The sequence below is a fragment of the Arthrobacter sp. APC 3897 genome (genome assembly GCF_030407495.1).
Taxonomy (GTDB): Bacteria; Actinomycetota; Actinomycetes; order Actinomycetales; family Micrococcaceae; genus Arthrobacter_B.
Map to the genome: position 1 here is coordinate 58982 of NZ_JASDDG010000023.1, position 13939 is coordinate 72920.

Annotated in this window: 16 protein-coding genes; 12 read left to right on the top strand and 4 right to left on the bottom strand. The window is 64.3% G+C overall.

What is annotated here, in order from left to right:
* Nucleotides 1–54 precede the first annotated feature (54 nt).
* The 5 genes from QMA10_RS12110 to QMA10_RS12130 all read left to right on the top strand — a co-directional run bounded on the left by QMA10_RS12110 (nt 55) and on the right by QMA10_RS12130 (nt 3966).
* Nucleotides 55–1263, top strand: a complete 1209-nt coding sequence (locus QMA10_RS12110; protein WP_290168698.1) for an acetoin utilization protein AcuC — start codon at nt 55–57, stop codon at nt 1261–1263.
* Between the two features lie 81 nt (nt 1264–1344).
* Nucleotides 1345–1902, top strand: a complete 558-nt coding sequence (locus QMA10_RS12115; RefSeq protein WP_290168700.1) for a metalloregulator ArsR/SmtB family transcription factor — start codon at nt 1345–1347, stop codon at nt 1900–1902.
* A gap of 82 nt (nt 1903–1984) precedes the next feature.
* Complete coding sequence (gene gdhA / locus QMA10_RS12120) at nt 1985–3325, top strand: NADP-specific glutamate dehydrogenase (protein WP_290168701.1); 1341 nt, start codon at nt 1985–1987, stop codon at nt 3323–3325.
* A gap of 182 nt (nt 3326–3507) precedes the next feature.
* Complete coding sequence (locus QMA10_RS12125) at nt 3508–3720, top strand: helix-turn-helix domain-containing protein (RefSeq protein WP_290168703.1); 213 nt, start codon at nt 3508–3510, stop codon at nt 3718–3720.
* A 147-nt stretch (nt 3721–3867) separates the two neighbouring features.
* On the top strand, nt 3868–3966 hold the full coding sequence (locus tag QMA10_RS12130; protein ID WP_003792170.1) for an AURKAIP1/COX24 domain-containing protein: 99 nt from the start codon (nt 3868–3870) through the stop codon (nt 3964–3966).
* 86 nt (nt 3967–4052) lie between these two features.
* On the opposite strand, the gene QMA10_RS12135 is transcribed toward QMA10_RS12130, so the two are convergent.
* A complete protein-coding gene (locus QMA10_RS12135; RefSeq protein ID WP_290168704.1) occupies nt 4053–4865 on the bottom strand; it encodes an HAD-IB family hydrolase in 813 nt (270 codons plus the stop codon).
* An 85-nt stretch (nt 4866–4950) separates the two neighbouring features.
* On the opposite strand from QMA10_RS12135, the gene QMA10_RS12140 reads away from it, so the two are divergent.
* Entirely contained in the window at nt 4951–5241 is a 291-nt protein-coding gene (locus QMA10_RS12140) for a glutaredoxin family protein (RefSeq protein ID WP_290168706.1), read from the top strand.
* Nucleotides 5242–5271: 30 nt separating this feature from the next.
* Nucleotides 5272–5979, top strand: a complete 708-nt coding sequence (locus QMA10_RS12145) for a redox-sensing transcriptional repressor Rex (protein WP_290168708.1) — start codon at nt 5272–5274, stop codon at nt 5977–5979.
* A 27-nt stretch (nt 5980–6006) separates the two neighbouring features.
* Here the strand turns inward: QMA10_RS12145 and QMA10_RS12150 are convergent, their stop codons facing one another.
* From QMA10_RS12150 to QMA10_RS12160, 3 genes are all read right to left on the bottom strand, one after another.
* Entirely contained in the window at nt 6007–6711 is a 705-nt protein-coding gene (locus tag QMA10_RS12150; RefSeq protein WP_290168710.1) for a hypothetical protein, read from the bottom strand.
* A gap of 212 nt (nt 6712–6923) precedes the next feature.
* Entirely contained in the window at nt 6924–7712 is a 789-nt protein-coding gene (locus QMA10_RS12155; RefSeq protein WP_290168712.1) for a hypothetical protein, read from the bottom strand.
* Nucleotides 7713–7880: 168 nt separating this feature from the next.
* A complete protein-coding gene (locus QMA10_RS12160; RefSeq protein WP_290168719.1) occupies nt 7881–8423 on the bottom strand; it encodes a YceI family protein in 543 nt (180 codons plus the stop codon).
* Nucleotides 8424–8567: 144 nt separating this feature from the next.
* Here QMA10_RS12160 and QMA10_RS12165 point away from each other — a divergent pair, with 144 nt between their 5' ends.
* From QMA10_RS12165 to ccsB, 5 genes are all read left to right on the top strand, one after another.
* Entirely contained in the window at nt 8568–9230 is a 663-nt protein-coding gene (locus QMA10_RS12165; RefSeq protein WP_290168713.1) for a histidine phosphatase family protein, read from the top strand.
* A 93-nt stretch (nt 9231–9323) separates the two neighbouring features.
* Nucleotides 9324–9923 carry a TlpA disulfide reductase family protein gene (locus tag QMA10_RS12170; protein WP_290168720.1) on the top strand — a complete coding sequence of 200 codons (600 nt, stop codon included), beginning with the start codon at nt 9324–9326 and terminating at the stop codon, nt 9921–9923.
* Between the two features lie 5 nt (nt 9924–9928).
* The gene (locus tag QMA10_RS12175) at nt 9929–10729 is read left to right on the top strand and encodes a cytochrome c biogenesis CcdA family protein (RefSeq protein WP_290168714.1); all 801 of its coding nucleotides are present in this window, start codon (nt 9929–9931) and stop codon (nt 10727–10729) included.
* A 232-nt stretch (nt 10730–10961) separates the two neighbouring features.
* Nucleotides 10962–12632 (top strand): cytochrome c biogenesis protein ResB, encoded by a 1671-nt coding sequence (locus QMA10_RS12180; protein WP_290168721.1) that lies wholly within the window; start codon nt 10962–10964, stop codon nt 12630–12632.
* Nucleotides 12632–13717: a c-type cytochrome biogenesis protein CcsB gene (ccsB, locus tag QMA10_RS12185; RefSeq protein WP_290168715.1), complete on the top strand. Its 1086-nt coding sequence runs from the start codon at nt 12632–12634 to the stop codon at nt 13715–13717. Before QMA10_RS12180 ends, ccsB begins: the two co-directional genes overlap by 1 nt.
* Nucleotides 13718–13939 lie beyond the last annotated feature (222 nt).

Here is a 13939-nt window from a genome sequence, read left to right on the forward strand (position 1 = left end):
GCTCCCGCCGCGTACAAACTCCAAGTATCGCGCACATCGCGTAGCCTGTTCAGCATGATCAACCGCGGACTGAGTCTTCCGGTCATGCCGACCCGCATTATCTGGCACGAGTCCATGTTGGCTTATAACTTTGGCGCGAGCCACCCCATGAGTCCGCTGCGACTGGATCTCACCGCCAGGCTTGCCCGTGAGCTGGGGATTTTCGACCTGCCGGGCGTGTCCGTGGGCCAGCCGTATGTTGCCAGTGACGCTGAGCTGGGCTCCGTCCACAGCGCCGATTACATTGCCGGGGTCCGTGCCGTCAGTGAGGATCCCGCAGCAACCAGCGAGAAATTCGGGCTGGGAACCGAAGACAACCCTGTCTTTGCCGGTATCCACGAGGCCAGCGCACGGCTGGTGGGCGGCTCGCTGGCAGCTGCGGACGCCGTCTTGTCCGGCGAGGTGCTGCACGCGGTGAATTTTGGCGGGGGCATGCACCACGCCGCCGCCGGCCGGGCCTCGGGCTTCTGCATTTACAACGACGCCGCGGCCGCCATTGCCCGTCTGCTGGACAACGGTGTCAGCAGGGTCCTGTATATCGACGTTGACGCCCACCACGGCGACGGAACCCAGAGCATCTTCTGGAATGATCCGCGGGTGATGACCATTTCCCTGCATGAGACGGGGCTGACGCTTTTCCCCGGCACCGGATTCGCCAATGAGACGGGCGGACCGGGCGCGGAAGGAACCGCGGTCAATGTTGCGCTCCCGGCCCGAACTTCCGACGCCGGCTGGCTGCGCGCGTTCCACGCCGTCGTTCCGCAGCTTGCGGCCGCCTTTGAACCGGAGGTGATCGTCAGCCAGCACGGCTGCGACAGCCACCTCCATGATCCGCTGACCAATCTCCGGCTCAGCGTTGAAACACAGCGGCAGGCGGCCCTCACCATTGCGGACCTTGCCAACACCGTCTGCGGGGGCAGATGGATCGCCACGGGCGGGGGCGGCTACAACGTGGTGTCCGTGGTTCCCCGCTCCTGGAGCCTGCTGATGTCGGTGGCAGCCAACGGCAGGATCCGCTGCAACACACCGGTTCCCGAACAGTGGCGGAAGTATGTGAAGGAACGCTACGGAGAAGACTCCCCGCCGATGATGGGTGACGGAGTTGAACTCTGGTGGCGGTCCTGGGAAGTCGGCTACGACCCCAATGATGAGATCGACCGCACCGTGATGGCTACCCGCAAAGAGGTCTTTCCGCTGCACGGACTCGATCCCTGGTTTGATTAACAGCGCGGCCGGGACGGGGAACGAACCTGTCCGGGCCGCCCAAAACCCGGCTTTGCCGGGGGAACGGATAAAGTGGGTGGCATGGTCATCGATGATGTTTTTGCGGTCATTGCGGAAGGCACCCGCCGTGAACTGCTGGGAGCGCTGCGCAGCGGAGACAAATCCGTAGGCACTCTCGTGGAGGAGCTGGAAGTCAGCCAGCCCACGGTGTCAAAGCACCTGAAGGTTCTCCGCGAGGCCGGTCTGGTCAGCATGCGGGCCGAGGGGCAAAAGCGCTATTACTCCCTGCAGACGGCTCCAATGGAGGAGATTGTGCTGTGGCTGCGCGCTTTTGACCTGCCCTCGCTCTCCGCGGCATCCACGGCCGACCCCCGGTTGGCATCCATCACCGCGGGGACGGCAGCGGCGGCGCCCTCACGGCAGGGAAGGCCGCTGTTCACGGGCCGGCCGTCGGCATCGGACCCCCGTTCCGCAGCGGCGGCCTCAGCCGCCGCGCTGGAGCCGGGAAGTGCCGAGGGGGCCCCTGCAGGCGTGGATCCGGCCCTCGCGCCCCATCTGGGACGCACTGTGGGCAGGGCCGCCGAACGCGCCGCAGACCTGCTGGGGCAGTTCCCGAAGTTCCGGCGCCGCCGCTCTTAGCTCCACTTTTGCCGTCACACATCGCAGGCACGGCGCGCAAACGCTAGCGTAGAAGGGGAAATACGCTAAGGAGCATCACACCATGGATCCAACACTGATCAGCGTCCGGAATGAAGTCTTTCGCCGCAATCCGGGCGAAACCGAATTCCATCAGGCGGTAGTCGAAGTCTTCGACAGTCTGGAGCCGGTGCTTCGGAAGCATCCCGAGTTCCGGGACGCCGCCATCCTGGAACGCATCTGTGAACCGGAACGCCAGATTATTTTCCGTGTTCCCTGGGTCGATGACAAAGGCCACGTACAGATCAACCGGGGATTCCGCGTGGAGTTCAACTCGGCGCTCGGCCCGTTCAAGGGCGGCCTGCGGTTCCACCCCTCGGTCTATCTCGGCATCGTGAAGTTCCTCGGTTTCGAGCAGATTTTCAAGAACGCCCTGACCGGTATGCCCATCGGCGGCGGCAAGGGCGGATCCGATTTTGACCCGCGCGGCAAATCGGATGCGGAAGTCATGCGCTTCTGCCAGTCCTTTATGACCGAGCTGTACCGCCACATCGGCGAGTACACGGACGTCCCGGCGGGCGACATCGGGGTGGGCGGCCGAGAAATCGGCTACCTGTTCGGCCAGTACAAGCGCATCACCAACCGTTACGAGTCCGGCGTGCTGACCGGCAAGGGCATCAGCTGGGGAGGCTCGCTGGTACGGCCCGAGGCCACCGGCTTTGGCGTGGTGCTGTTTGTCGAGGAAATGCTCAAGACCCGCGGCCTGAGCCTGGAAGGCCAGCGCGTTATTGTCTCCGGCTCCGGCAACGTGGCCATCAACGCCATCGCCAAAGCCCAGTCACTGGGGGCAAATGTCATTGCCTGTTCGGATTCCCAGGGTTACGTGGTGGATGAATCAGGCATTGATGTGTCCCTGCTGCGTGAAGTGAAAGAGGTGGAGCGCGGCCGGATGACGGACTATGCCAAGCGCCGCGGCAGCTCGGCAACCTATGTTCCCGGCGGCTCCATCTGGGACGCCGGAGCCACCGTGGCGCTGCCCTGCGCCACGCAGAATGAACTGAACGCCGATGACGCCCGGACTCTGGTAAAATCCGGAATCCTGGCAGTGGCCGAGGGTGCCAACATGCCCTGCACGCCGGGGGCCATTGAGATCTTCCAGGAAGCCGGCGTGCTGTTTGGCCCCGGCAAGGCTGCCAACGCCGGCGGCGTAGCCACCTCGGCGCTGGAAATGCAGCAGAACGCCAGCCGCGATTCCTGGTCCTTTGAGCACACCGAACGCCGGCTGACGGAGATCATGGTCAACATCCACGACAACTGTGCGCAGACGGCAGAGAAGTACGGCTCACCCGGAAACTACGTGGTGGGGGCGAACATCAACGGTTTTGTCCGGGTGGCGGATGCCATGCTCGCCCAGGGTGTGATCTGAGCGAAAAGTGCGTCCGGCCGAAAGCACGGCCCGGAGGGCAAGATGCTCTGTTCAGCTTCTCTGGGGTGACCGGAGACATTAGAGTGGAAGACCGGACAGCATTCCCTGGCAGGCATCCGCGTCTGAGGACTTACCTGCCGTGCAGCGCGGTTGCTGCACATCAGCAAAGGAACAGTAGGCGTATGGCAGACGAGGGCAATTTCTCGGACGTTCGGTTTCTGACCGTGTCAGAAGTCGCTGACGTCATGCGTGTGTCCAAAATGACCGTGTACCGGCTGGTGCACTCCGGCGAGCTGCCGGCTGTCCGTTTCGGCCGCTCCTACCGGGTGCCCGAATCAGCGGTGCAGCAGGTGCTGAAAAATGCCGTGGCTGACCCTCGAACGGACACCGCGTAGCACTGTCGCTGGATACCGCGGCGAGGCGGTACCCTGTTAAAGAACGTTTTACACCGTGGCAATTATCTGCCGGTGTCGACGCCCGGGTGCCAACGGTGCCGAAGCGTTGGAGCCGGCGTCTGACTATTTCAAGTTTGTGAGGACTCTGTGGGTTCAGTAATTAAGAAGCGCCGCAAGCGTATGGCAAAGAAGAAGCACCGCAAGCTGCTTCGCAAGACCCGCCACCAGCGCCGCAATAAGAAGTAACCAGGATCTTTCCTGGACAAACCCGCCGCCCCTTGGGCCGGCGGGTTTGTCATTTAACCCAAACATCCGTGCCGGTGCGGAAAAGACTAGCGGGAACGGACCCAGGAAAAACCGCGCCACAGACCATAGGCGCCTCCCGCCACCGTGGCGCCTTTGAGCCCGAGGGTTGCGGCGCGCCGGCCGGACCGGAAGTCATAGATGGGCCAGTTGCGGTCCCTGGCGTGGCGGCGCAGCCGGGCATCGGGGTTGATGGCCACGGGGTGTCCCACGATGCTGAGCAGCGGAACGTCGTTGTAGGAATCGCTGTATGCCCAGCATTGCTGCAAATCCAGGTTTTCCTTTTCCGCAAGGACCCGCACGCCTTCGGCTTTGGCCGGGCCGTGGAGGAACTCACCCACCAGCCGCCCGGTGTAGAGGCCGTCGTCGATCTCGCTCACCGTTCCCAGCGCCCCGGTCAGGTGCAGCCGGTCAGCAATCACGGAGGCCACCTCCACAGGGGTGCCGGTGACGAGCCAGACCGGCCGGCCGGATTTCATATGCTGCTCGGTGAGGGCGCGGGTTCCCGGCCAGATCTTGGATTCGATCATCTCGTCATAGACTTCTTCGCCCAGGATGCGGATATCCGAGGCTGCCAGTCCGGTGGCCAGCGTCAGCGCGGCGTCGCGCACTGAATGGACATCCTTGAGATTCTCGCCCTGCAGCATGAACCGAAGCTGCTTGCGGGCAAACCCGAACGCTTCACGAAGCGTGAAGACCCTGCGCTGGTACATTTTGCGCCCCACATGGAAAAGGCTTGCTCCGCGCATGAGCGTGTTGTCGACGTCGAAGAAGGCAGCCTCACCAGGTTTGACCGCAGCTGTCAGGGGCTCGACGGCTCGTACTGCGGTGGTTCTGGGCATACCCCGAGTCTACGCAAAAAGTTGCGCTGAACGGCCTGTGACCAAATGCGGCAGCAGAAATGGACGGAGCGGCTAATTTAGAAGTATGACTTCTTCACAGGACGCTCCGGATCTGCTTCTGCTCACCCGCCCGGGATGCCATCTGTGTGCCGACGCCCGCCGGGTGCTTGAGCGAATCGGCAAGGATCTGTCCATTGACTGGCGCGAACAGTCCATTGAAGGCGACGCGGATCTGACGTCCCGGTTCGGCGAGGAGATTCCCGTGCTGATGATCGACGGCGTGCAGCGGGACTTTTGGCAGCTTGACGAGGCGAGGATCCGCCGGCTCCTGGAAGCGGGATGGCCCTGGCTTCGTCCGGACTCCGACCGGGCATAGAGTGGATATCCAACAACGGATAGAGACTTTGTGAGCAATTCTGAGGAACCAGCACCGGCAGGAGAAGTTCTCCACCGGCACATTCCGCCTGCCTCCCTTGCCCGGCTCACCATTTATCTGCGTGCGCTGGGCACACTGCTGGCTGAAGGCGTGGAGCGCGTTTCCTCCGACGAACTGGCGGCAGCGGCGGGAGTCAACTCTCCCAAACTGCGCAAGGACCTGTCCTACCTTGGGTCCTACGGAACCCGCGGCGTGGGATACGAAGTCTCCTACCTGAGCGACCAGATCTCGGCTGCGCTGGGGCTGACCCGCAACTGGCGGGTTGCCATCATTGGTGCGGGAAACCTCGGCAAGGCGCTGGCAGGCTATCCGGGGTTCGGATCCCGCGGCTTCGAAGTGGTGGCCCTGTTCGATACCGATCAAATGGTCATCGGGCAGGAAATAGGCTGGCTGCGGGTGAGCCCCGTCAAGGATTTGGAAGCCGTGGTTCACCGCACGCGTGCCAACATGGCGGTGCTCTCCGTTCCCGCCGAGGTGGCCCAGGAGCTGTGTGACGGCGTCATCGCAAGCGGCATCACCAGCATCCTGAGCTTCGCGCCCGTGGTGCTCCAGGTGCCGGACCACGTTCAGCTGCGCAAGGTGGACATGGCCACCGAACTCCAGATTCTGGCGTACCACGCCCAGCGGGCCGAGGCCTCGGACATAGCGGCGCAGGCCCGGGCCCGGCTGGCTACGTAGTCCTGCCGCCGGCGCCGTCCTTCCCGGTCAGGACTCGCCCAGGTACTGGCTCCGCCGGGGCCTGAAGTATCTGGCGCAGTCCCTCCGGTACAGCAGGGCCAGGCCCAGGGCCGCCACCAGCAGGGCAGCGGTTTGCGGAACCACGTCGTTCAGGACGGTCCCGACCAGCGCCGAGGCAACCAGGACCGAGGCTCCGATGCGTGCCCAGTTCCGCCCTTCCCGAATCATGGATGCGAACAGCAGATAGAGGCCGAAGACCACAAGCGTGACGGCCAAGGTCACAAACTGCAGGACGGCTGCGTATTCGCGGGTGTCCACACCCAGCTCTCCCAGTTGTGCAACTACGGGCGGGAGCTCGGTGACCGGCACCCGGCTGGCTTGTACGCCGCTGACGAGGCTGATGCAGCCCGCCAGCAGGATCAGCACATAGGCGACCCGGACAGCACGTGGACGCGGCCCCTTCCACTCGCCGTAGGGAATTCGGGCGGGCAAAGCCGGCGCGGGTTGGGCGGCGGGAACATCCGGGACCACCACGCCGGCCAGCTCTCTGGGAGTGGAAGCCGGCGAAGGACGCTTCTCAGCGGGCGGGAGCCCGGCTGCCGGGTCGCTGCCCGGTTCCTTGAGATTGGAACGCGAAGTGCGGATGCGGACAGTGACCATGCTTTTGAGCTTGGTGCCCAGGGCCAAAACACGGGTTCTTTGCGGATTGGGGGAAGCGGGAAGGGAACTCATCGCGGGTGCCGCCTTCGTCAAAAGGGATACGCTCTCCGCGCCGGGACGGGATTGCCCATCCCGGCGGGAGATCAAACGCTACCCGGCTTCCCCTCTGTTGTGACCACTGCACACCCGCTCCGGGAGGCCCCGGGACCAAAAAAGCCGGTCCGTGGGAACGGCCCGGCTTTTTTGGTGCGTACCGCTTTGCGAGCGGCTGGTGCGGAGGTCTGTCAGTACGGTCCGAAACGCGGCTGCGTGCGGAAGTACGGCTGGGACGCAGGGCGGTACAGCATGACGACGCCGGCGATTCCGGCCAGTGAGCCCAGCATGTTGAGCAGATTCATCGGGGATGCGAAGGCGAGCCCGGTCACCAGCGAAAGGAGCAGGCCGACGGCGGACAAGGCCGCGAATACCGTGGCAATAATCCGTGCCCAGTTCTTGCCCTTGCGGATCAGGACGGCCAGCAGAACGTAGATGAGCAAGGCGATCACGGCCACCACCACGCCGACAGTCACGAATGAACTCCGCATCAGCTCCGCTGTGACACCGGCGTCCTCCATGGCCTGGCGGTCCGCAGGGGGGAGCGTGGCGAGCGGATCCTCGGCGGTGGAGAGGACCGCGATGATCGTGGACAGAAAGGTGACGATTCCGGCGGCGATGATGAGCCAGAAGCCGGTCATGACTTCCCTGGGGGCCGGACCCTTGGCGCCCGGAACGGGACCGCCGGATCCCGGGTACGCGTAGCCGGAAGGCTGCGGCGCCTGGTAGCCGTAGGGGCTTTGCGGCTGTCCGTAGGGCTGCCCGTACGGCTGCTGTCCATAGGGCTGGCCGTAGGGGGAGGAGTGCTGGCCCTGCTGCTGGGGAGATCCCGGCTGGCCGTAGGCAGGGTACTGCTGGTCCTGCCCGTACGGGGGCTGCTCGGGCAGCCGCTGTCCGTACTTGGGCTGGTCATCCGCCGGGCCGGAATGTGGTGGAACGAACGGATCGCGGGGATCCGGATTATTCGGTGGAGTACTCATCGCCGCCTGCTTGCTCGTTGGTGCGGGGGTACTGCTTCCTGGAAGGAATGCTCAGGGAACAGCAATCAGTTCCGTTCCAGCCTATCCCGGGGCATAAACAACGTGACACCCCTGCCCGCGGGGCAGGGGTGTCACGTTACGGTCCGCCGGACCGGGATGAGCGCGTAATCAGGCTGCGGCCACAAACGCTGCGTCAACGCTGATGGTGACCTTGTCACCGACGAGGACGCCGCCGGTTTCCAGGGCGGCATTCCAGGTCAGGCCGAAGTCCTTGCGGCTGATGACGGTGGAACCGGAGAATCCGGCACGGGTGGCGCCGAAGGGATCCACGGCCACGCCGTTGAACTCGGTGTCCAGGACCACCGGACGGGTGGTGTCCTTGATGGTCAGGTCGCCGGACACCCGGTAGGTTTCTCCGGAGCCTTCGATGCCGGTAACGGCGAAGGTCAGCTCAGGGAATTCCTCGACGTCGAAGAAGTCGGGGCCCTTGACGTGGGCGTCGCGGTTGGCGTCGTTGGAGTTGAAGGAGGAGGACTTGATGACGGCGTTGATGGTGGAGTCCTCGAGGGAGGGGCCAATCTCCATGACGGCGTTGACGTCATCGAAGTTGCCGCGCACCTTGCTGATGCCGGCGTGGCGGACAGTGAAACCGATCTCGCTGTGCGAGCCGTCGAGGGTCCAGGTGCCGGTGGTGAGTCCGCTGGGGATCATGGTGTTCTCCTGATGCTGGTAGGTATCGGGGAGGTTCCCCGCTGCACGTTCATGCATTTGCATCTACTATTGCATGCTTTAGTTCAAGCTTCAAGTGTTGTGACGAATTTAGTCCTGCGGACTCTCTCTGCGAAACTAGGGAACATGTCGCGTGCCTCGATCCACCTCGTCCGCCATGGAGAAGTTTTCAATCCCAACGGAGTCCTATACGGGCGCCTGCCGGAGTTCCACTTGTCAGAGCTGGGTCAGCAGATGGCACGCCGCGTGGCCGGTTACTTTGAGGAACAAAAGAACGACGGCGCCAAGCTGGTTCACCTCGTGGCCTCGCCGCTGACGCGCGCACAGGAAACCGCCGCTCCCATCGCGGCTTCCCTGGGCCTGGAGATCGCCACTGACGAGCGCATCCTGGAAGCCACCAACAAATTTGAGGGGCTTTCCGGTGTTACCAGCCGGCTGCGCAACCCGAAATACTGGCCGCTGATGTACAACCCCTTCAGGCCGTCCTGGGGAGAACCGTATGCCGCCCAGGCTGAGCGGGTTATGGCGGCGGTCACCGATGCCCGGCTGCGTGCCACCGAGCTTGCCGGAGACCGGGCCGAAGCCGTGCTGGTCAGTCACCAGCTGCCCATCTGGGTCACCCGGCTGTCCGCCGAAGGGCGCAGGCTCTGGCATGATCCGCGGAACCGCGAGTGCACGCTCACCTCGGTAACATCCCTGGATTTCGACGGCGACACGCTCATTGGTGTCCGGTATGCCGAGCCCTCCGCAGACCTTCTTCCCGGTGCAGCGAACATCCCGGGAGCATAATAGAATTACTACGCGTTGTAGAAGTGGCCCCCCTGCCGCGATGAAAGCTGGAAATAGTTGAAGAACCCCCAGAGCACCCCCCGGACGGATGCCATGCGCCGCCGCTCCTTCCTGAAGCTCGGCGCCGGTCTGGCCCTCGGCGTGCCCGCAGTGGCAGCAGCATCGGGCTGCGCAGTGGAAGATCCGCTGGCCGCCCAGGCCAAGGCGGGGGACAACAAGAATTACATCGCAGGTGACGGATCGGTCACCGAATATGCCTCGGACCAGCGCGGTGCGCCCGTGCAGCTGGAGGGCACCCTGTTTGACGGCACCGCCCTTTCGTCCGCAGATTTTGCCGGCAGTGTGGTAGTGCTGAACTTCTGGTACGCGGCGTGTGCTCCGTGCCGCAAGGAAGCCCCTGATCTGGTGGAACTCCACGACACGTTCGAACCCGACGGAGCACGCTTCTACGGCGTGAATATTCGGGATGAACGCAACACCGCGGAAGCCTTTGAGCGTTCGTTCAACATTCCGTACCCCAGCTTCCAGGACAAGGACGGCGGGATACTGCTGGCCATGACGCAGTTCGTGCCGCCGTCGGCCGTTCCCACCACGCTGGTCCTGGACCGTGAAGGCCGCGTAGCGGCCCGCATCCTCGGCCTGGCGGACAAGGGCACCCTCAAAGCCCTGATTTCCGACGCGCTGGCAGCCTAACCGGCATGCTTGCCTCCATGCTCACCGCCGGCGTGCCTGCCGCACTGCCTGCCGCCAATGTTTTCGCCGAGACCATCCTGAACGGGTCCATGCTGCTGGCCATTCCCGTGGCAGCACTGGCCGGCCTCGTATCCTTCCTGTCCCCGTGCGTCCTGCCGCTGGTTCCCGGCTACCTGGGGTACGTCACCGGTTTGACCGGCGTTGACCTGCAGAAGCAGCGCCGCGGCCGGATGCTGGTGGGAATCGGACTGTTTGTCCTGGGTTTCTCAGCCGTCTTTGTCATCATCGGCGCGGGCGTGGGCCAGCTGGGAGGCTGGCTGCGCGGCGCGGATCAGGCCTGGATCCCGCAGGTTCTCGGCGCAGCCATCATTGTCCTGGGCATTGTCTTTATGGGCGGCCTGAGCTGGTTCCAGCGGGACCGGAAAATCACCGCCCGCCCGCCGGCGGGGCTGTGGGGAGCGCCGCTGCTGGGCATTACCTTTGGGCTCGGGTGGGCTCCGTGCCTCGGACCCACCCTTTCTGCCGTACAGCTGCTGTCCTTCTCCGGGGACGATGCCACAGCCGCCAAGGGTGCGTTCCTGACCTTCATCTACTGCCTGGGGCTGGGCCTGCCGTTCCTGCTGATCGCCCTCGGATTCCGCCGCGGCATGGGAGCCCTCAGCGTCTTCCGCCGCCACCGGCTCACACTGCAACGTTTCGGCGGCGGAATGCTGATTGCCCTCGGTGTCCTGATGATCACAGGCGTCTGGAACATCTGGATCAACAATCTCCAAGGTTGGTTGGATAGTGTGACCCTGCCGATCTGATGCTGATGACATTCCCGCTGACACAAGACCAAGGACTGCCAGAGTTCATGTCCCGTACCAACCCCCTTCAAAGAACCATGAGAGCCAGTTGAAGCGCGAACCGGATGTTTTGACCGAAGCCGAGAAAAACGGCGCACGTTCCTCCGCCGTGCCCGGCAAGGGCGGCCGCAAGGGCCCGCGCGGCAAGGGAACAGAGGGGGACGTCCAGCTGCCGTCCCTGGGGCCGCTGGGCATGATCCGCTGGGCGTGGACCCAACTCACCAGCATGCGCACGGCGCTGTTCCTGCTGCTGCTGCTGGCCGTGGCGGCAGTACCCGGATCGCTGTTTCCGCAGCGGCCGGCCAACCCTGCCGTCGTTACCCAGTACCTGAAGGACAACCCGGACACCGGGCCCTGGCTGGACCGGCTGCAGCTCTTCGACGTGTACTCCTCCGTCTGGTTCTCAGCCATCTACCTGCTGCTGTTCATCTCCCTGATCGGCTGCGTCATCCCGCGGGCCAAGGCACACTACCGTGCCATGCGCTCCAAGCCGCCGCGCACCCCCAAGCGGCTGTCCCGGCTGCCGGAGTACGGCACGCTGGCCGTGCCGGCGTCGTCGGGCCTGACCGCCTCGTCGGCCGCGCAGGAAGCTGCGCAGCTGCTGCGCAAGCGCGGCTACCGCGTGGATGTCCGGGACCTGGATACCGACCGGCCCTCTGTGGGAGCCGAACGCGGTTTCGGGAAAGAAATCGGCAACTTGGTGTTCCACACAGCCATGATCGGGGTGCTGGTCTGCATCGCCATTGGCGGGCTCTTCGGCTACAGCGGTCAAAAAGTGGTGGTGGAGGGCGAATCCTTCGTCAACACGCTGGTGGGATATGACTCGTTCACCCCGGGCACCAGCTTCACCGAGCAGCAGCTGGCGCCGTACGCGCTGACGCTGGACAAATTCAGTGTCCGGTTCGACCGCGAATCGCCCACCCACTACGGCCAGCCGCTGGACTTCCAGGCCGATATGACGGTGAAGGAAAGCCCGGATGCCGCAGAGCACACCGAAACGCTCAAGGTCAACGCTCCGCTGACCATCGGCGGCAGCCGGGTCTACCTTGTCGGCAACGGTTATGCGCCCGTCGTGACGGTGCGCGACGGCGAGGGAAACATTGCGCTGCAGGGTCCGGTGGTGTCCGTTCCCAGTGACGGCATGTACACCTCCCTGATGGTGATCAAGGCTCCGGACGCCAAGCCGGACCAGCTCGGTTTTGTGGGCTTCTTCCTTCCCACGGCCATGCTCGATGAGCAGGACGTCTCCTATTCCGGAGACCCCGATCCGATCAATCCCCAGCTGAACCTGAACGCCTACTACGGGGATCTCGGTCTGGATGACGGTGTGCCCAGCAACGTGTACGTCCTGGACACCGAGGACCTCACCGAAATCAACAGCCGCAACCTTGACGCCGGAGGCATTGTCCTGGGCGTGGGCGAGACCTATGAGCTTCCCGAAGGCAAGGGTTCCATCAGCTTCGACAGCATCAAGCGCTATGCAGCCCTGGACATCCACTACGATCCGGCCAAGGTCTGGGTGCTGGTCTTTGCCACGGTTTCCCTCGCGGGCCTCGCCGCCTCGCTGTTCCTGGCCCGGCGCCGTGTCTGGATCCGTACCGGCACCAACACCGACGGGCGGATCATGGTCGAATACGGGCTCCTGGCCCGGGGCGAGGACCAGCGCCTGTCCGCCGAGGCGGCCGCCGTCCGCCAACTGCTGGAGAAGCAGTGGCTGGCGGGCGCAGCAGCAGTAGAGGACAATGGCGCGGGGGAAACATCTGCTCCGGACGCCGGACAGCACAAGACAGACCGGGTCGAAGAACCCGGAGTATCTGCGGACAGCAAAGCCGCGCAGAAGAAGGAAACAGGTAAGGACTCCTAATGCCCTCTATTGACTACGCCCTCGCTGAGTACAGCGAGCTGTTCATGCTGTTGGCGGCGTTCGCCTATACGGCTGCGTTCCTTGCCTTCACCTGGGACCTCGCCAAGAGCAGCAAAACCATCCATGCGGTGGAATCAAAGATCAGTGAGCGGAACGCCGGCGCTGCGGCGCCTGCCTACGCCGGCGCATCTGCCCGCTCGGGCCGCTCCGGCTCCGACACCTACCTGGCGGACGGCAACGTGCGCGGCTGGGATGCCGGCGGCACAGCGGCCGGCAGCGGCGCGGTCGCACAGACCGCCGATGACTCGATGGGATACGTCGGCCGGCGCCGCAACGCCGCCCGCGTCGGCGTCGCACTGACTGTTCTCGGCGCCCTGATCCACGCAGCCGCCGTGGTGACCCGCGGGCTCGCCGCCCACCGGGTGCCGTGGGGCAACATGTACGAGTTCTGCACCACCGGCGCCCTTGTGGTGGCCATCGTGTTCCTGCTGGTCCTGCTCAAGCGCGACCTGCGCTTCCTCGGCACCTTTGTACTCGGACTGATCATCATCATGATGATGGTGGCCACGATCGGCTTCCCGACGCCGGTGGCCCACCTGATCCCGGCCCTGCAGAGCTACTGGCTCATCATCCATGTGTCCGTGGCCGTTATTGCTTCCGCGATGTTCACCCTGACGTTTGCCATGTCCGTGCTGCAGCTGCTGCAGGCTGACCGTGAGTCCAAGATCCGAGCGGGCGGCACTTCCAAGCTCGCGTTCCTGCGCATTGTTCCGTCCGCCCAGGCCCTGGAGAACTTCGCCTACCGCATCAACGCCGTGGCCTTCGTGCTGTGGACGTTCACTCTCATGGCAGGGTCCGTCTGGGCCGAGCAGGCCTGGGGCCGGTACTGGGGCTGGGACACCAAGGAAGTCTGGACCTTCGTAATCTGGGTTGTCTACGCCGGCTACCTGCACGCCCGGGCCACCCGCGGCTGGACCGGAACCCGCGCCGCGTGGCTGTCGATTGTCGGCTACCTGTGCGTGGTCTTCAACTTCACCATCGTGAACATGTTCTTCGCCGGTCTCCACAGCTACGCCGGCGTCTAACGCGCTGACCGGCTTCGGCCGCTGAACAACCCGCCCTCCGGTTGCCGGACGGCGGGTTTTTTAGTGGAGTGTTCGCCCCCACGAATGCACAGCTCCTGCCGTTACCGCCCGTCGAGCGTCCCGTTCGTGCCGTTGTGGAGTGCGGTTTCCGACGGCGTCTCTACAGTCGGCGGGGGTGAATGACGGCGTCTCTACACTCGGCGGGGCTTGGTGGGCGGTGGT